The following is a 17,864-nucleotide window of genomic DNA, read 5'->3' on the forward strand; positions in this document are numbered from 1 at the left end:
ATTAACGGACGGGGTAGATCCCCAATATTTGGCCGACCTATGACTCACACTTTAAATGTAACAGAAAAGTAGGTGAATGACCGTACCATTTTCATTACTGGCGGTGGCCGCTAGGCCATGTTTGATTAACGGGAGGTTTTCCCGCAAATACGCGGTAACCATTAGCGGTAACATGAAAGGAGCGGACCAGGATGAGCGAGCGGCCGACATTGGCGGAGGTTTTCAGCCGGGCGGAGTACCGGTTATCGGGGCACGGGCCGAGAAATGCGGACGTGCTTAAAGCGGTATTGGAGCAGGTTGACGGGAATATGGAGAGCGACATGTACGGCAAGGGCAAGGTGATTGAAGATTTTCAGGAGGAGATGGCGGCCTACCTCGGCAAGGAGGCGGCGGTGTTTTTTCCGAGCGGCACGATGGCGCAGCAGATAGCCTTGCGAATCCATTGTGATGAGAAAAAGCTCGCGCAGGTTGCCTATCACCCCCTCTGTCATCTGGAGATCCACGAGGAAGACGGGCTGAAGGAGCTGCATGGCATCCGGCCGATTTTGCTGGCCGACCGGCACCGCCTGATTACGCTGGAGGATGTGACCGGGCTCGGGGAGGAGATCGCCTGCCTGCTGCTGGAGCTTCCCCAGCGTGAAATCGGCGGGCAGCTGCCGGAGTTCCGGGAGCTTGAAGCGATTGCGGCGTACTGCCGGGAGAAGGGCATCAAGCTGCATCTGGACGGGGCGCGGCTGTTTGAAATTCTTCCGTACTACGGAAAGACGGCGGCGGAGGTCTGCGCGCTGTTCGACAGCGTGTATGTTTCTTTTTACAAGTCGATCGGGGGGATTGCCGGGGCGATTTTGGCGGGGGACGCGGGGTTTGCGGAGCAGTCGAAGGTTTGGAAAAGAAGGCATGGCGGCGATCTGATCAGCCTGTATCCGTATATTTTGACGAGTGCGCATTACTTCAAGGAACGCATCGGCCGAATGGACCGTTATTACCGGGAGGCCTTGGCGCTGTCCGAACAATTTCAGGCTTGCCGTGGAGTAACGACCCGGCCGGCGGTTCCCGTGTCCAACCTGTTTCATGTTCACTTCGACGCGCCGAAGGACAAGGTGGAGACGCTGCTGATTGCGCTCTGCGAAGAGACCGGCATCGGGGTGACCGGGAGTTTGCGGGACTTTGACGGAGAGACGAGCTATTTTGAACTTAGTGTGGGGGATGGTTATGCCTTGGTGCCGGAAGAACGGCGCAACGACATGTTCCGGTCCTTGGACGGCAAGTTGAGCGGTATTTTGTAATATGCGTTTTAAGACCCATGGCTCACAGGCTGTGGGTTTTGATATACTTCCTGGAGAGTTCCGCAATTTTCCATAGCAGGATACAAGAAATACATACTCGAATGGAACGGCAATGATTAAATTTCGGATGAGGAGAGCAGAACAATGAATTTTTTTAAAAAGCTGTTCGGCGGCCGGGAAACCGGGAAGTCGGAGGACGGCACGACCATCTACCGTTATGATGAACCCCAGGAGCAGGAATGGGCGCCGCCGTCGGAAATTTTGTACATGGAGGAAATCGGCGAGCATTTTAACAAGGTGTTTCCGAACCGGGAAACGGCGGTATTCCATGAAATCGTATCGGATCTTGTACATATTGACGTAAACGTTATGGAAGCGACGCCGGACGAGCCCTACCGCGTGCTGTTCACGAACGGAATGAGCGATCTGCCGATGACGCTTCCGCCGGAGATTCGGGAGGAGTACAAGCATTTGGAACGGGCGGAGCTGATGATGTTTCTGCCGCCGGACTGGCCTTTGGAGCAGAAAGATTTCGAAGCGGAGGAGAATTACTGGCCGATCCGGCTGCTTAAAGTCCTTGCGCGGTTTCCGCATCAATATCACACCTGGTTAGGCTACGGGCACACCATTCCGAATTCGGAGGATTACGATCCGTATGCGCCGAATACGGAATTGTCGGGTGTGGTCCTGCTTGCGCTCCCGGAAGAGGTCAGTACGATTCATACGAAAGACGGAAATCAGATCCAGGTGTATTTTCCGGTACCTATCTATCGGGAGGAGATGGAGGCGAAGCTTCAGCTCGGCTGCGATGCGCTGATTGAAAAACTGGCCGAGCTGCCCGGTGACTTTTTAATTCTGGATCCGCAACGGAAGAACGCGTACAAAGACATTTAAACATCGCATGAAAGGGATGGCCCAGGGGGGCATCTCTTTTTTTGTATAGCCCGGGATCGATCATACGCTAGCAACAACAGCCCGGATTCTACAAAAAAGATCGTACGCCGCGGCTATTCCCGGTGCGATCCCCGCTGTTATAATATGTCAGAATAAACAGGAATGGAGCGTGGCGCCGTTATGGTAAAAATTTTGATCGCCGATGACGATCCCCATATTCGCGAATTGATGGGCCTCTATCTGCGGAACGAAGGCTTCGAGGTCGCGGAGGCGGACAACGGCGAGGACGCGCTTGCGCTCGTCGGGGGGGCGGGCGTCCAGTTGGTTATTCTCGATATTATGATGCCGCTCATGGATGGCTGGGAGCTGTGTCGGGAAATTCGCAAGCGGAATGCCGATCTCCCTCTGCTCATGGTGACGGCCAAGGGGGAAGCGGCTGACAGGGTGAGAGGCTTCCAGTTGGGCAGCGACGACTACCTGACCAAGCCGTTCCACCCCATGGAGCTGGTGATGCGGGTCAAGGCGCTGCTGAAGCGGTATCGGATCGCCGCCTCCCGGCTCATTCAACTGGGCGGGATCGTGCTGGACGGCCGCAGCAACAAGGTGATACGAGACGGCCAGGAACTGGCTTTGCCCCTTAAGGAATTCGAGCTGCTGTTCAAGCTCGCCAGCCATCCCGGTCAGATCTTTACTCGCGAGAGCCTCATCGTCCAGATCTGGGGGATCGATTACGAAGGAGACGACCGGACGGTCGACGTCCATATCAAGCGGCTGCGGCAGCGTTTCGCCGGGGATACCGCGCATTTCCATATCGAGACGGCCCGCAGCCTCGGCTACCGGCTTGTGGTGAACGCGGGATGAGGACCTTGTACGTCCGCGTCGTGCTGACTTTTTTGGTGATCATGATCATCAGCCTGTTGTCGTCTTCGATCGTCGGCCTCGTTCTGTTTCAGACGAAGCTGAACCGCCTCGGCCAAGAGGAGATGACCGAGGCCGGCGAGCGGGTAATCCGTCTCTACGAACTGACGCGTCCGCGGGATCTCGACGGTTTTCTAACCCATACTTCCAAGCTGATCTCCTATCCGTTGATTCTGTTCCGCGATAAGGATCATTACCGGGCCTATGGCCGGGAACTGAAGGAGCTTCCTTCCAGCCTTGACCCGCAAGCGGTTCGGCAGGTGCTGGACGGGCAAGCCTACCGCTCCGCGCTTCGCGGCGTCGATGAATTGACGGTCGGCCTGCCGTTGGCCGCCGAAGGCCGTTCCTACGGTTTGTTTATGTTAACCTCCTCCAAGAACGAAATGACGATCCTACAGTTCATATCGGCCATTCTGCTGATGGTGCTGGTTGTCGGCAGCTTGTGTATTCTGGCGGCCGCCCGCTATCTGGTGAAGCCGCTGCAAGGCTTGACGGCGGCGACCCGGGAGCTGGCCAAGGGCCGCTTCAACGTCGAATTACAGGCGAAGCGTCAGGATGAGCTCGGGGAACTGGCTCGCAGCTTCAACGCGATGGCCCGCGACCTCAAGCGATTGGAGCAGATGCGGCAGGACTTCGTCTCCAATGTCTCGCACGAGATTCAGTCGCCGCTGACGTCCATCTCCGGCTTCGCCGAGGCGCTCAAATCCCCGGGGTTGACGACGGAGGAGAGCCGCGCCCGTTATATCGATATTATTTTGAGCGAGAGCGGTCGTCTATCCCGGCTTAGCGACAATCTGCTGAAACTGGCGTCTCTCGAATCGGAGCATCATCCGATGGCGGCGCGAACCTTTCATCTGGACGAAAATATCAGACAGGTCGCGGTCACGCTGGAACCGCTGTGGTCCGCCAAGCGTCTGAACCTCCAACTGTCGCTGCCCCCCGCGCTTAAGATTCAGGCCGATCCCGACCAGTTGAACCAGGTTTGGACGAACCTGCTCGGCAACAGCATCAAGTTTACCCCGGAAGGCGGGAAGATCACCGTCGATCTGATTCCCGAGGACGACGAATATAAAGTCACGATATCGGACACCGGAATCGGGATTCCGCCGGAGGATCTGGATCGCATCTTCGAGCGTTTTTATATAGCCGACCGGTCCCGCCGAAGCGGCAGCGGCAGCGGTCTCGGACTGTCCATCGTCAAGCGGATCGTTCTCCTTCACCAGGGTCGGATCGAAGCGTCCAGTTCCCCCGGCCGAGGCACGACCTTCACGGTCCGGTTGCCGCGGAACGCCGTTCCCGCCCCCCTCTAGCGTTGAATGAATGTTTCGTCCGGCTCGCGCCAGTTCATGCTCCGTTCATATTCCGCTTCTACGCTTCCGGTGAGTGTCACGGAATTTTCAACGATTAGACTGGAGGCGGAACAGTGAGTACTTTGGCGGATAGTTTGTTGGGGGCGTATAAGTGGTTAACCCCGTATGAGATGGTGCTGTGCGCGATTGATCTCTTTTTGCTGGGATGGTACGCCGTCCCGGCTCGCCGCTCTTACCGGTGGGTCGATTTTGTGCCGAGCGCGGGCGTGCTGACGTCCGCCCTGAGCTTGATTCGCGGGGATATGACCTTGCCGGCCCTGATCCTTTACGGCCTGAGCGGCTTGTTTTTTCTGTTCACCGTGAAAAGAATCCGGGCACCCGAGCGGCGTGCCCCGCTTCCCAAGCGCAGAAGACTTCGCGCGATCTTCCGCGCCGCGTCATGCCTCGCCGCCATGAGCGCGGTCGTTCTCGCGCTCCTGCTAGCCGGGGAGCTGCGTTACAACCCGGCCAGCGACTTCCGGAAGTTAAGCTACTCCGAGGCCTTCGTTCGGTTAAACGAGCGGCTGTCCAAGGAGTATCCCTTCGGCGATCGGAAGCGGGTCGACTGGGAGGCTCTGGAGCGCAAGTATGCGCCGGTCTTCCACGAGGCGGAGAAGAAGCGCGATAAGAAGCTCTATTACAAGGCTTTACGGGAGTATCTGTTCTCATTTCGGGACGGTCACATCCAGATCGTTAACGAAGCTTTGTACGAGGACAATCCCGTCTTCAAACGGGAGGCTGGGGGCGGCTTCGGGATCGGCGCCGTGCTGCTGGATAACGGCCAAGTACGGGTCGGCCTGCTGTTGAAGGGCAGTCCGGCGGAGCGCGGCGGGATGGCGCTGGGCGACGAGATCGTCGAATGGAACGGGAAGCCCGCGCTGGATGTTTATCGGGCGGCGGCCTGGAGCGATAATCCGACGGCGACGGAGGGGGCCCGGAGAATGAATCAGGGCCGATTCATGACCCGGGGGGCGGTCGGGAGCCGGGTCGAAGTTGAGTACAGGAGCCGGGCGAATGGCGAGCTAAGAAAAACGACCCTGCAAGCCTACGAAGACGACTATGCGACCCTGAAGGCTACCCGGGCCAAGCCGACGCGGAAGGATGCCCCCGTCGAAGGGCTCGTTTTGGAGAACGGTTACGGTTATATCCGGATCCGGTACTTCCTGCCGAACGATGCCGTGCCGGATCCCGCCGGATTGTTCGCGAGCATCTTAAAGGATTTTCAGAACCGGTCCGTGAAAGGCCTGATCGTCGACGTGCGCGACAATCCCGGAGGCGACGACGATGTGGCTGCGGCTATTGCCGGATATTTAAGCGTTTGGAAGCGGCATTATGAATTCGTCAGTTACTATAGCCGGACGACGGGCCGCTTCGAAATCAACCCCGGAGAGACTCGCGTCATAACGCCCAAGGAGTCGGGATACAAAGGGAAGGTGGCCATCCTGATCAACCACGGTACGGCCAGTTCGGCGGAAGGCTTGCCGCTCGTACTGAAAGGGCGGCCCCGAACCGTCATTGTCGGCTTCAACTCCACGAACGGCTCTTTCGGCGTGATGAGCCGCCCGATCGAGGCGAAGATGCCGGAGGGCTACCTGCTGCGCTTCCCGGACGGGAGATCTCTGGACGCCCATTATGCCGTTCAAGGCGACAGCGACGACCAGGGCCGGGGCGGCGTCTCGCCCGATATTCAAGTGCCGCTGAACGAAGAGACATTCGCCGCGAAATATATCGAGGGCCAGGACGTTGAACTTCAAGCCGCCATAGAAGCGCTGGAGAAGACGCACTCCGCCCAATGAGGCCCGAGCAGGCCGCCTCCTTTCCGCATCCTGCTTGCCGCGTTGATCGCGGGCCGGTGCCTCCTTACCGCCATCCTGCAAAAAAATACGCCGGTAGCATAGCCCGTCCTCTCCGCGGGAACCCTATCCTGGAAAAATCACGACGGGAATTTCGGAATATACTGAAGTATAAGAAGGATCAGCCATTTTTCGGGTTTTTCGGGTAATAGAAAGTATAGTTCGGATCAAGGGGATGGGATCGATGATCATCGGAGTACCCAAGGAAAGAAAGAATAACGAGCACCGTGTCGGAATGACGCCGGGAACCGTGCTGTCCTACGTGCAGGCGGGCCACCGGGTGTTGGTGGAATCCGGGGCCGGGCAAGGCATCGGATTTACGGATGAAGCCTACGGCGCGGCTGGAGCCGAGGTGGTGCCCACCGCCGCCGAGGCATGGTCGGCGGAAATGGTAGTGAAGGTGAAGGAACCGATTCCCGAAGAGTACGCATTTTTCCGGGAAGGCCAGATTTTGTTCACCTACCTGCACCTGGCGCCCGAGCCGGAACTGACCCAGGCATTGGTTCAAGCGGGCGTAACCGCCGTGGCTTATGAAACGATCCAACTGGACGACGGCCGGCTGCCGCTGCTGATGCCGATGAGCGAAGTCGCCGGGCGGATGTCGATTCAGATCGGCGCGCATTTTCTGGAGAAGGCCCACGGTGGCAAGGGCCTTTTGCTCGGCGGCGTCCCCGGCGTGGAGCCGGGGAAGGTAACGATCCTCGGCGGCGGGATCGTGGGCACGAATGCGGCCCGGATGGCCATCGGCCTGGGCGCGGAGGTGACCATCATCGATCTGAGCGCGGAGCGGCTTCGTCAAATCGATGAGGTGTTCCAGGGCCGGGTGAAAACGCTGATCTCCAACCCGTACAACATAGGAGAGGCTGTCCGCCGGGCCGATTTGCTGGTGGGAGCCGTGCTGATTCCCGGCGCAAGAGCGCCGCGGCTGGTAACGGAAGAGATGGTGAAGAGCATGACACCCGGCTCGGTCATCATCGACGTGGCGATCGATCAGGGCGGCTCCATCGCCACCGTGGACCGGGTCACGACCCATGACCGGCCCACCTATGAGAAGCACGGCGTCGTGCACTACGCCGTTGCCAATATGCCGGGAGCCGTCGCCCGCACCTCGACGATCGCGCTGACCAATGTCACCGCGCCGTACGGCCTGCAGCTCGCGGGCAAAGGATGCCGGCGGGCGGCGTTGGATAACCGCGCTCTGGCCAAGGGGATCAACGTCATGGCGGGGCATGTGACCTATCCGGCTGTGGCCGAAGCGCAGGGGCTGCCCGCCAAGGATGTGTTCACGCTGCTGAACCAATAGAACCAATAAACACCCAGTAATCACACACTACATCAGACCAGGAGGGATTTCATGCTGCGGACAAAAATCATTTGTACGCTAGGACCGGCCTGTGACTCTTTGGACACCCTGAAGGAAATGATCCGGGCGGGAATGACGGTAGGGCGTTTGAATATGGCGCACGGGGAACCGGAAGAACATGCCGCAAGGATCAAGCGGGTCCGGCAGGCGGCCGGGGAGCTCGGCACCTTCATTCCCATTATGATGGACATCAAGGGGCCCGAGGTCCGGATCGGCAAGCTTAAAGAAGCTTCTTGCCGGCTTGAGCCCGGCGGAGAACTAATCCTGACGACGGAGGTCATCGAGGGCGATTCGCGGCGCATTTCCGTCAACTATCCGGAGATGCCCCAAGTCGTACATGAAAACGACCGGATTCTGATCGACGACGGTCTGATCGAGCTTCGTGTTCTCGCGGTCGAGGGATCCGAAATCCGCTGCCGGATCATTAGCGGCGGTTCGCTGAAGCCGCGCAAGGGTGTGAATTTGCCGGGGATTAAAACGACGCTGCCCGGCATTACGGAGCGGGACATCCGGCATATCGGCTTCGGCTTGGAGCAGGGGATCGAAATGATCGCCGTCTCGTTCGTCCGCAAGGGCGACGACATCCGCGAGGTGAAGCGAATCCTCGGGGAACGGGGAGCGGAGCACGTCCAAGTCATTTCGAAGATCGAGAACGACGAGGGGATCGAAAATCTGGACGATATCATCGAGGCTTCGGACGGCATCATGGTAGCGCGCGGGGACTTGGGCGTGGAGGTTCCGGTCGAAATCGTGCCGATGCGCCAGAAGGAAATGATCGACAAATGCAATCTGGCCGGAAAACCGGTTATTGTCGCCACCCATATGCTTGAATCGATGCAGGTCAACCCGCGGCCGACCCGGGCCGAGGTCAGCGACGTGTACAACGCGGTCCTGCAGGGAGCGGATGTGGTTATGCTGTCCGGCGAGTCCGCGGCCGGCAAATACCCGGTCCAATCGGTGCAGACGATGGCGAGGGTGGCTCAGCAGGCGGAATCGATGATCGATTACCGCGAGCAATTCGACCGCAAAAGAGCGCAGCATGCCACGAACATTACCGAAGTGATCAGCCAGAGCGCGGTCAGCGCCTCGCTGGAACTGGACGCCAAGGCGATCATCACCTCGACGGAAAGCGGGTTTACGGCCAGAATGGTGTCCAAGTACCGTCCGAAGGCTCCGATTTTGGCCATTACGCATGACCGGCAGGTGCTCCCTAAGATTTGCCTCCTCTCCGGCGTATTCCCGTTCCAGGGCGAGCAGGTCTCGACGACGGACGAAATGTTCAAATCGGCGATTCATAGCGCTTTGAAGACAGGCTATGTACTGCCCGGAGACACGGTCGTTCTTTCCGCCGGACTGCCGCTTGGACAGGCCGGGACGACGAACCTGATCCAAATCCAACAGGTCAATCCTTAAATCCATAATATGGCGCAAGCCTCCGCCCCGATTTTGCGGGATGGAGGCTTTTTGGCTTACATCAATATCTTGGGCATTCACCTATTTAGACGGGGCTGAGTATGCTGTTGGGAGAGCAACTACTTGAGCCATCGGAGGGTGAAGAATGGGATATTATGTGAAGGTCGCGCCGGATGTCCGGCTGTACGTGGAAGACGTCAACCCCCGCGGAGATAAGACGATTCTGTTTATTCACGGCTGGCCGCTCAGCCACAAGGCGTTTGAATATCAGTTCAATGTGCTGCCGGAAAAAGGATACCGCTGCATCGGCATCGATACGCGAGGGTTCGGCAAATCCGATAAACCGTGGGACGGCTATTGCCTGGACCGGATGGCGGATGATGTGCGGGGCGTGGTCGATGCGTTGGGACTATGTGATTTCATACTCGCCGGTCATTCCTATGGCGGGGCGACGGCGATCCGGTACATGGCCCGGCACCGGGGACACGGGGTTTCCAAGCTGGCGCTGTTTGCGGCGGCGGCGCCCAGTTTGACCCGGCGGCCGGGATATCCTTACGGGATGCCGAAGGAAGATGTGACGAAGCTGGTCAAGGACACGTTGAACGACAGACCTCAGATGCTTCGGGGGCTGAAGGAACTGTTCTTTTTTCAGAACATCTCAAACGCCCTTGGCGACTGGTTCTTCGACATAGCGCTGCCGGCTGCGGGTTACGCCACGGCAAAGGTGGCGATGTCCTTTCGGGACGAAAGCCTGTTCTCCGATTTGGGCAAGATCGGGGTGCCTACGCTGATTCTGCACGGCCTTCATGATAAGGTCTGCTACCCGGAACTGGCCGTCGCGCAGAAGGAGGGCATTTCCGACGCCAAGCTCGTCTGGTTCGAATACAGCGGACACAGCCTGTTTTACGAGGAACGGGACAAATTCAATTCGGAACTGATGAAATTCATAGAAGGCTAGCCGGCGGCTACGCCGACTTCCTTGACCGCAGTTTCCGGATTCCGTGAAGACCCAGCAGCAGCATGGGAAGGAAAACTCCTACGACAAGCGTATAAGGGACCCAAACTTTGGCGTCCCAAGACTGCCTATAAGCCACATTGGGATAGATGAAGACCGCCAGGGTACTCATAATCCACCCGGCGGGCAGCATAAGGGCTTGCCTATTTTTTATCCCCAAAATAATGGAAAGGCCCGCGACGATCATATACAGATAGAGGGCGAGCCGGAAAAACAGCGAGATAAACCACATGATGGCCATGACCGCTTCGATGCGCTGCAGAAAATTACCGATGCTGATTTTTTGGGCGAGCATATAACTGGGGTACATGCTTTGGGCCGTAATACTCGGGCCGAGTACGAGAATGGTCAGCGCGATGACGATGACGAGAACCACGCTGCCGAACAGACTTCCGATATAAACGGCTTTATAGGCCTGTTCCGGTCGGTTGACGCTGGCCGGATAAATCATCAACAGCATAATATGCGGAAAAAAAACCACGCTGGCAAAAGTGAGGGCGGCCGAAAACAGCGGAAGCGCCCCAAACTCGAATACGGGAAACGTCCGTTCCAGCTTGACTTCGGATAGCAGGAGCAGAGTCATGGCCGTAAACAGAAACACAACCCAGGGAAACATCAGCTCGATGGAACGGGCCAGGACTTCGAGCCCCAAACGGGCCCCTAGGGTCATGATCGCGCCAAACAGGAGAATGATCGCCTCGATGGGGGTCTCCGGCATCATTTGGATGGTCACAAAGTTTCCGATTTCTTGCAGAACCGTTGTGGGACCGCAAAGAAAAAAAGTGACCAGGAATAGAAGGCCTATGGCTTTTCCAATCCATTTGCCCATCAAGGTTTCGCAGATTTGCATCAAGTTCTTTGTTGGATACATTTTGGCCAGCAGCAGATGTACCGAGACGGCGCCGAAGCCGAAAAGAACGCCGATCAACGCGGCGATCCAGGCATCTTGTTTGGCGATCGAGGCCAGGCCCGAGGGGACGAGCAAGATGCCGCTGCCGACCGTAAACATCGCTGTCACGATCATAAGTTGACGCAGGGATATTTTATACTCCGGCATAGCTATGTTCCTTTCGTTAATTAGATTAGCCCCAGTGCCGTAAGGAAGCGGCTGAACGGTCGGAACGCGATCGCTATATAGGTCAAAGGCGTCGGAAGGCTGGTAAATAGCACCTTGGCCACCGATATTCCGACGGCCAGGAGGAGTAAAACGGAGAACCCCCAAACGGCACTCCGTTCTTTCCTGCGGATCATCCGGGGAAGCTCGATCCAGGAGATCAAGGCTGCGACGGCTAAAATCAATAATATTCGGATCAATCGTATCGCCTCATTCTTTCATGTCATTTATAAAAGAATTGTTGAGCGTCCCCGTTCGGCGAATATGGTAATCCACCTTGATCCGGACGGCCAGGTTCGGAAAAAAACGGTCGTCCCAGTCTTCTTTGTGCCGTCTCCAAAAACCGGGATGGGACCGCCTGATGGCTTCACCGAAGCCAAAGATATCGACCTTATACTCTTCCTGTACTTTGGCGATGACCGACTTCATCAATTGTTCCACCTTTTTTTCCATTTTGCTTTCCAGTTCATCAATGGTCTTTGTCTGAATCAGATCGAGCCCTCTGCATTCTACGGCCCCCACATTTCCTTCGACAAAGGCCTTAATCTCAATTTCCGGTTTGGAGCCGAGGATCTTTCCCGTTACTTTCGTATGGCTTCTGACGGTTTCCAGGGTGACTTTCCCTTTATCGCCGCAGGGAACAAAAGCGACGGAGCTTTTGACGCCGCCTTTAATATAGCGGTACCCGCGGCTTTCCGTCTCGTTGAGCCAACCGATAAGCTTGTCGACTTTAAAAATAGCGAGCCCCACAAATCGAAGATTGGCGTCCGTTTTGATTGCATTCACGTTCTCCGGGGTTTCTCCGGCTTCACGGTTGCCGGTGATTTCCAAGCCGGTTAATATGGGATGCTTCCCTTCATTGCTCAAGTCGTTAATCAACTCGTCCAGCGTCACCGTTAAGCTGGGGGACCACACCCGCTCGGAGGTTTGCAGCGAATTGAACAGCTTGTTGGCCGGTATGGATTCCAGTGGGGTCATGATCTTCAGGGTATCCTCGGCTGTTGCGCCTTTTGTGGTTACCAGGTAGAAATCGGTCCGAAACTCATGATCCCGCATCAAAAAGTCCAAAAACTTGGCGATCCCCGCTCTGGCCATGGATTCCCCGATCAGAAACATCCGCAGGTGCGAAAAATAAATTTTTCGCGGACTTACTTGGGTCATTCTTCGCGCCGCTTCAAAGATCGTATCTCCCTCGGCCGTATACAAGGTGGCCGGCGCCTGACTGCCACCCGCTTTTTTGGAAGCCACCTGCCCGGGAACCACGACTTGAACGGACAGCCGGTAACGGTCGTCCACGCGGTCAACCCCGGCGGCCACCGCAATGGCCAGTTCATTCAATTCCCTGCGGTTCCAACAGCCGCTCAACAGGAGAGTGAGGAATGCGAAGAGTACAAATAAGGCTCCTATCCGTTTCATGCCCAACACACTCGCTTTCCACATAGCTTAATTCTCGCTTCGTGATTTCTTTGGAGGATTGCCCGGTCTGCGCGTGCGGTTCGCCTTACTGAGCAGCCTCGGTCGGGTGGAAAGCAGCCAATGGGGTAACCGCAGGATGGAGTCCTTTTGGGATTCCGGGATGAGCGGGGCCAAAGGCGCCATATAAGGAACTCCAAAGGAGCGAAGACTGCACAGATGGAGAATCAGGGCCATCACGCCGACAAAAATGCCGAACAGTCCAAAGGATCCGGCCAGAGCCATGAGCGGAAATCGCAGCATCCGGAAGGCGATCGACATATTGAAGGCGGGAAGCACGAAGCTGGATATCGCCGTAATCGCCACGACGATTACCATGGCGGCGGAAATAATCCCCGCTTCTACGGCTGCTTGGCCGATGACCAGGGTTCCGACGATGGAAATCGCGGAACCGATGTTTTTAGGCAGCCGAACCCCGGCTTCCCGTAAAATCTCAAAAGTCAATTCCATCAACAACGCTTCCACGAAAGCCGGAAACGGAATTTGTTCGCGCTGTGCGGCCAAGCCGAACAGCAGTTGGGTCGGGAGCATTTCCTGATGAAAGGTCGTGACCGCGATATAAATAGAGGGACCCAGCAGCGATATAAAAACGCTAAGATAACGCAGAATGCGCAGAAAGCTGCTGATGTCCGCCCGCTGATAGTAGTCCTCGGAAGCGTGCAGGAAGGAAATCAGCAGGGCCGGGACCACCAGAACAAAGGGGGTTCCGTCCACCAGGATCGCAACCTTTCCTTCCAATAGTTCAGCGGCGATGACATCGGGACGTTCGGTATTGTAAATGGTCGGGAACGGCGTGAACGTGGTGTCCTGGATGAACTCTTCGATATAGCCGCTTTCGAGAATGCTGTCCACATCGATTCGATTCAGTCGGTCGCGAACTTCCTGAACGATCTCCGGATTGGCAATTCCGTTGATGTACATTATGCCGACATCCGTATGCGTCACCCTTCCGATCTGCATCGTTTCCAGCCACAGATTCGGGTCCTTGATTTTTCGGCGAATTAACGACGTATTGGTGCGAAACGACTCGGAGAAAGCTTCCCTGGGACCGCGGACGACATTTTCCGCCGACGTTTCCATCACGCCGCGATCCTTCCAACCCTTTGTGCCGGCAATAAGGCCTTCCGCGGAGCCATCCACCAAAATGACGGTATCCCCGGACAAAAGAGAGCGGAACAGGGTAAAAAAATCGTTCACGGTCCTGCTTTGTTGATTGTATAGCGAGATTTCCGCCAAAAGGCGCTTCCCGTCGCTGAACGGAGAGCTTTGCTGATCCTGTTGCCCGGCGGCTTTGGAGGCAAGGTGAGCCACGGTTTTCATGATCGACTCATAGATCTTGTTCTGATCGGCCAGTCCGTCCGTATAGAGAATGGCGATATAGTTTTTTTGCGATTCGCCCAGCGGGATTTCCCGGATCCCGATATCGCTACTGTTTCCGAGCGTCTGCCGGATCTTTTTCAAATTGGCCTGCAGATCGGGAAACAGCTTGTCCTCCGACGAGTCGGGTGAATGATCCGGGCTTTTCCCTTGGTGGCCGATTTCCCCGGTCTGGCGGTGTTTTCTTCGAAGCGGCATGGGATCTTCTTCCTCTCGAGATTCTAGCCCCATTATTTCCGAAGCGCCCGGCGACTAAACTCCTGCGGAATTTAAAAAAACGGGGCGCGGAAGCAACGCTGCAAACGTCATTTTTGAGACGCGGGCGGGCCGCGTGATACAATGAAATCGACACTCAAATCCATTAGTTAACCAGCGGGAGGGAAACGTTATGAAGTATCGCAGATTGGGAAAAACGGAGCTTGACGTCTCGGTGATCGGGATCGGAACGTGGCAGTTTGGCGGCGAGTGGGGCTTGCAGTTTACGCAAAAGGAAGTCGATGCCATCCTGGACAAAGGTCAGGAATTGGGAATCAATCTGATCGATACGGCGGAATGCTACGGCGATCATTTGTCGGAATCGTTCATAGGCGATTACCTGAGCCGCCGCAAACGGGAGGACTGGATTGTCGCGACCAAGTTTGGCCATCACTTTCATGAACGGTTCACCCGCAGCGACAAATTTGGGGCCAAGGACGTGCTGGAGCAGTTGGACGGCTCCTTAAAAGCGCTGAAGACGGATTATATCGACCTGTACCAATTCCACTCGGGGCCTGACGAGGCCTTCGATAATGACGAATTGTGGACGACGTTGGACAAGCAGGTTCAAGCCGGAAAAATCCGCCATCTCGGCACATCGATCGGCAGCAATGACAACCTGCATCAGACCGAGGCTTCGACCAAGGTCAATTCGCAGGTGATTCAGGTTGTTTACAACCGGCTGGACCGTACGCCGGAGCAACGGGTTTTCCCGTCCTGCGAGCGGCAGGACTTGGGCGTACTGGCCCGGGTTCCGCTGGCTAGCGGCTACCTCAGCGGGAAGTATAAACCCGGGGCCGTGTTTGACAGCACGGATGTGCGGCACCGCCATGACCCGGAGAGCACGCGGCAGAAGCTCGAAGAGGTGGAGCGGATCGCCCGGGAAGAGGTGCCGGAGGGCGTGGACATGGCCCGGTGGGCACTGGCCTGGTGCCTCCGCCATCCGGCAGTCAGCGCGGTCATCCCCGGCTGCAAGAACCCGGCGCAAGTCGAGGCGAACGCGAGCGCGGCCGAGCTAGTCGAGAATGAGGGATGACGCCTGGCGAGCGTCAACCGCCGGAACGCTAGTGGCCCATCAACCGGCCTTGATAGCCTTGATCACATAGAATTCCTGCAAATATGCATGTTTTTTCTTGTTCGGAACCAAAAAAATGAAAATTCCTGCGATTCTGCAGGAATTTCGACGAAACCGGCTTGTTTCTCTAAAATCACTAGAAATGCCTGCAGATTTGCATCTTTTTTCGTATAGGGGCGTCGATCAGCCAAAATACCTGCAGATTTGCATCTTTTTGAAGTCGGAAGTGTACTAGGCAGCGCCTAGCCGGAGCGCCACAAAAGTCCCGCCGCTTCATTCCATGCCTGGCCGGTCCTTTTGGCGGCGGGTCAGGAGGAGGGACGGACCGGTTGACCGAGTTAACGGGAAACCCTCCCGGTAACTCGGTCCCTACGGGCGGTCCGCCCGGACTTAGCGGGAAAATCTCCAACTAATCACCTCACCTGTAAAGGGGGCAAATTTGCACTGGTGCTGCATTAAACCTAACATGGTGCTGCCTGTTTAATAACGGCGTTTTGGGCCGTTATTTCGGCCCGATTCGCTTTCGCGGGTAAAATAGCGGCCCAAAAGGCACTAGCATTGCATTAAACCTAACACGATAAAATAAGATCTCAGTATTTACTAAATATGTTAAATATCATGTTATTTTCATGGATTAAAACAAAAAAAGCTCCTATTGTTGAGTTAGATGCGTTACCCATAACTCATCTCAACAAAAGGAGCCAACCCATGGGTAACATACACAATTTATCTGTGATTCGTCAATGCTTTTCTTATATTTCTGAAGAAAATTTTTGCTTACCAATTTCCGATTATCGTGTTCGTAAGCTTACAACCTTCAAAAGTATCAAGTTGATTTTGGCCTCCCAACTCGCTAAGTGGGATTCTTATGAGCAAATATCTCAAGCGCTTCGAACAAGCACAACATTGCAGGAAAGCCTGGAACTATCCAGCATCAGTGGCTCCCAAATCTCCAGGCGTTTAAAGACGATTCCTACCGAAATACTCGAAGGTCTATTCCTTGAACTCATCGGCAAGGTCAAGCAGAAAGCCCTCCCATCAGGGATCAAGGACAAACAGATTCGGATTATCGATTCGACTTGTCTAAAACTTCCGGCGACACTGGCCAGTTGGGCGTACGTAACCGTGATCATACTCAAATCAAAATTCACGTTCGAGTCTTGGTTTTGACCAAAAGTGAAGAAAAAGAGGTCATTCCTGAGAAGGCCATCCCTACTACGGGAAATGTGAGTGACTACGAAACCATGAACTTACTGGTTGAAGACGATGGCACAATATACGTTATGGATCGCGGCTATGTCAAGTACAAACAGTTCGATACTTGGCTAGAACAAAAAGTTCAATTCGTAACCCGTATCAACGAAAACCATAGGGTTTGGCAGGTGGAGCAAGAGCTGCCGGTTGATCCCGATTCAAACATCACCCGAGATGCTATCGTTCAATTAGGGAGCGCCTTCCGTAAGACAGAGAATTCTTTACGCCTTGTAGAGTTTTTGGATGAAAAGGGTCGCAAGTATCGTCTGGCAACTTCGTGCTTGGATCTAAGTGCTGAGGAAATCGCGGATATCTATCGGCAGCGCTGGCTGATCGAGCTATTTTTCAAGTGGATGAAGCAGCATTTGCGATTAGTGAAGCTATATAGCTATGATCCTCAAGGGATATGGAACCAGATCTTTATCGCTCTGATCGCCTACGCTATTGCCATGCTCATTCACGTGAGCAGTGGAACCCGAATGAGTTTATGGGAAGTGCTTCAATCCCTTCGTCTTTTATGGGAGAAGCCGAATTTGCTACTTGAAACCGAGCTTCATCGAAGGAGTAAAAGCCAGAGCAACAAAGGGCGTCAAAGGGGTACAAAAATATACAAGGAACCGCCTATTATGAACACGTCAGTTGGAATAATCAAGCCAAGGGGAAAATGAAGCTGAGAGAAGAGGCAAAATAAAACAAAAAGTTAATATCCAAAAAATGGAATAACGCATCTATTTTCTGCCCCCCTTCATTTTTTGACCAAATACTGAATAAACCAAATGGAAAATATTTACACAGTATCTCTGTGAGTCACCGTGTAAGCTTTGATGCAATGCCAGTGCCCAAAAGGGCCTTATTTCTCCGGTACGGGTCCCAAAATCAGGTTTCGGCCCGCTTTTCCCAAAAATAAGGCCTCAAAGGACCGCTATTTCACACAGAAAGGACGATTTCGACAAAATAGCGCCTCAAATGGCACTTATTCACCCGTGCGGCTCAAAGGGAGGCTGTTACAGCCGTTAGTCCCCTCGGGTTAATGCAGCGCTAGTGGCAAATGGGCCATTTGGAGGGAGATTAGCTGGAGGAATTCCAGCTAAAATGGGCCTCAGGAGCGAAGTAGACCAAATTTACGGGAGGAATTCCCGTTAATGGATCGTCGCGGCTTATGGGTCTACCGGTTGCTTCTCGCGATGCCGGGAGGAGGAAGGGAGTTATGCAGCATTTGTGCCCA

The 17,864-nt window shown here is 55.3% G+C and carries 15 protein-coding genes; 11 read left to right on the forward strand and 4 right to left on the reverse strand.

What is annotated here, in order from left to right; all coding sequences use genetic code 11:
- The first annotated feature begins 191 nt into the window (after window positions 1-191).
- The 8 genes from FRY98_RS19760 (at window position 192) to FRY98_RS19795 (ending at window position 10,034) form a co-directional block, all read left to right on the forward strand.
- Window positions 192-1,286 (forward strand): threonine aldolase family protein, encoded by a 1,095-nt coding sequence (locus FRY98_RS19760; protein ID WP_148455169.1) that lies wholly within the window; start codon window positions 192-194, stop codon window positions 1,284-1,286.
- Between the two features lie 144 nt (window positions 1,287-1,430).
- Window positions 1,431-2,180: a suppressor of fused domain protein gene (locus FRY98_RS19765; RefSeq protein WP_148455171.1), complete on the forward strand. Its 750-nt coding sequence runs from the start codon at window positions 1,431-1,433 to the stop codon at window positions 2,178-2,180.
- A 180-nt stretch (window positions 2,181-2,360) separates the two neighbouring features.
- Window positions 2,361-3,041, forward strand: a complete 681-nt coding sequence (locus FRY98_RS19770) for a response regulator transcription factor (protein WP_148455173.1) — start codon at window positions 2,361-2,363, stop codon at window positions 3,039-3,041.
- The gene (locus FRY98_RS19775) at window positions 3,038-4,408 is read left to right on the forward strand and encodes a sensor histidine kinase (protein ID WP_148455175.1); all 1,371 of its coding nucleotides are present in this window, start codon (window positions 3,038-3,040) and stop codon (window positions 4,406-4,408) included. Before FRY98_RS19770 ends, FRY98_RS19775 begins: the two co-directional genes overlap by 4 nt.
- 113 nt (window positions 4,409-4,521) lie before the next feature.
- Window positions 4,522-6,243 (forward strand): S41 family peptidase, encoded by a 1,722-nt coding sequence (locus FRY98_RS19780; RefSeq protein WP_148455177.1) that lies wholly within the window; start codon window positions 4,522-4,524, stop codon window positions 6,241-6,243.
- A 241-nt stretch (window positions 6,244-6,484) separates the two neighbouring features.
- Window positions 6,485-7,603 (forward strand): alanine dehydrogenase, encoded by a 1,119-nt coding sequence (gene ald / locus FRY98_RS19785; protein WP_148455179.1) that lies wholly within the window; start codon window positions 6,485-6,487, stop codon window positions 7,601-7,603.
- 51 nt (window positions 7,604-7,654) lie between these two features.
- Complete coding sequence (gene pyk / locus FRY98_RS19790; protein WP_148455181.1) at window positions 7,655-9,076, forward strand: pyruvate kinase; 1,422 nt, start codon at window positions 7,655-7,657, stop codon at window positions 9,074-9,076.
- A 145-nt stretch (window positions 9,077-9,221) separates the two neighbouring features.
- Window positions 9,222-10,034, forward strand: coding sequence for an alpha/beta fold hydrolase (locus tag FRY98_RS19795; protein WP_148455183.1), 813 nt, complete (start codon window positions 9,222-9,224; stop codon window positions 10,032-10,034).
- A 7-nt stretch (window positions 10,035-10,041) separates the two neighbouring features.
- On the opposite strand, the gene FRY98_RS19800 is transcribed toward FRY98_RS19795, so the two are convergent.
- From FRY98_RS19800 to FRY98_RS19815, 4 genes are read right to left on the reverse strand one after another with little or no spacing between them, the layout of a single operon-like run.
- A complete protein-coding gene (locus FRY98_RS19800) occupies window positions 10,042-11,148 on the reverse strand; it encodes a GerAB/ArcD/ProY family transporter (protein WP_148455185.1) in 1,107 nt (368 codons plus the stop codon).
- A 20-nt stretch (window positions 11,149-11,168) separates the two neighbouring features.
- A complete protein-coding gene (locus tag FRY98_RS19805; RefSeq protein ID WP_148455188.1) occupies window positions 11,169-11,405 on the reverse strand; it encodes a hypothetical protein in 237 nt (78 codons plus the stop codon).
- Between the two features lie 10 nt (window positions 11,406-11,415).
- Window positions 11,416-12,645: a Ger(x)C family spore germination protein gene (locus tag FRY98_RS19810; protein ID WP_338114609.1), complete on the reverse strand. Its 1,230-nt coding sequence runs from the start codon at window positions 12,643-12,645 to the stop codon at window positions 11,416-11,418.
- A 3-nt stretch (window positions 12,646-12,648) separates the two neighbouring features.
- Window positions 12,649-14,253, reverse strand: a complete 1,605-nt coding sequence (locus FRY98_RS19815; RefSeq protein WP_148455190.1) for a spore germination protein — start codon at window positions 14,251-14,253, stop codon at window positions 12,649-12,651.
- Window positions 14,254-14,443: 190 nt separating this feature from the next.
- Between FRY98_RS19815 and FRY98_RS19820 the strand changes: the two genes are divergently transcribed.
- The 3 genes from FRY98_RS19820 to FRY98_RS19825 all read left to right on the forward strand — a co-directional run bounded on the left by FRY98_RS19820 (window position 14,444) and on the right by FRY98_RS19825 (window position 17,307).
- Window positions 14,444-15,346, forward strand: a complete 903-nt coding sequence (locus FRY98_RS19820) for an aldo/keto reductase (RefSeq protein ID WP_148455192.1) — start codon at window positions 14,444-14,446, stop codon at window positions 15,344-15,346.
- 747 nt (window positions 15,347-16,093) lie between these two features.
- Window positions 16,094-16,555, forward strand: coding sequence for a hypothetical protein (locus tag FRY98_RS28500; protein WP_170287139.1), 462 nt, complete (start codon window positions 16,094-16,096; stop codon window positions 16,553-16,555).
- Window positions 16,552-17,307, forward strand: a complete 756-nt coding sequence (locus FRY98_RS19825; RefSeq protein WP_148450154.1) for an IS4 family transposase — start codon at window positions 16,552-16,554, stop codon at window positions 17,305-17,307. The genes FRY98_RS28500 and FRY98_RS19825 overlap by 4 nt, the downstream gene beginning before the upstream one ends.
- The last annotated feature ends 557 nt before the right edge of the window (window positions 17,308-17,864 follow it).

Origin of the sequence: Paenibacillus faecis, from assembly GCF_008084145.1 — a bacterium.
GTDB classification, from domain to species: Bacteria; Bacillota; Bacilli; order Paenibacillales; family Paenibacillaceae; genus Fontibacillus; species Fontibacillus faecis.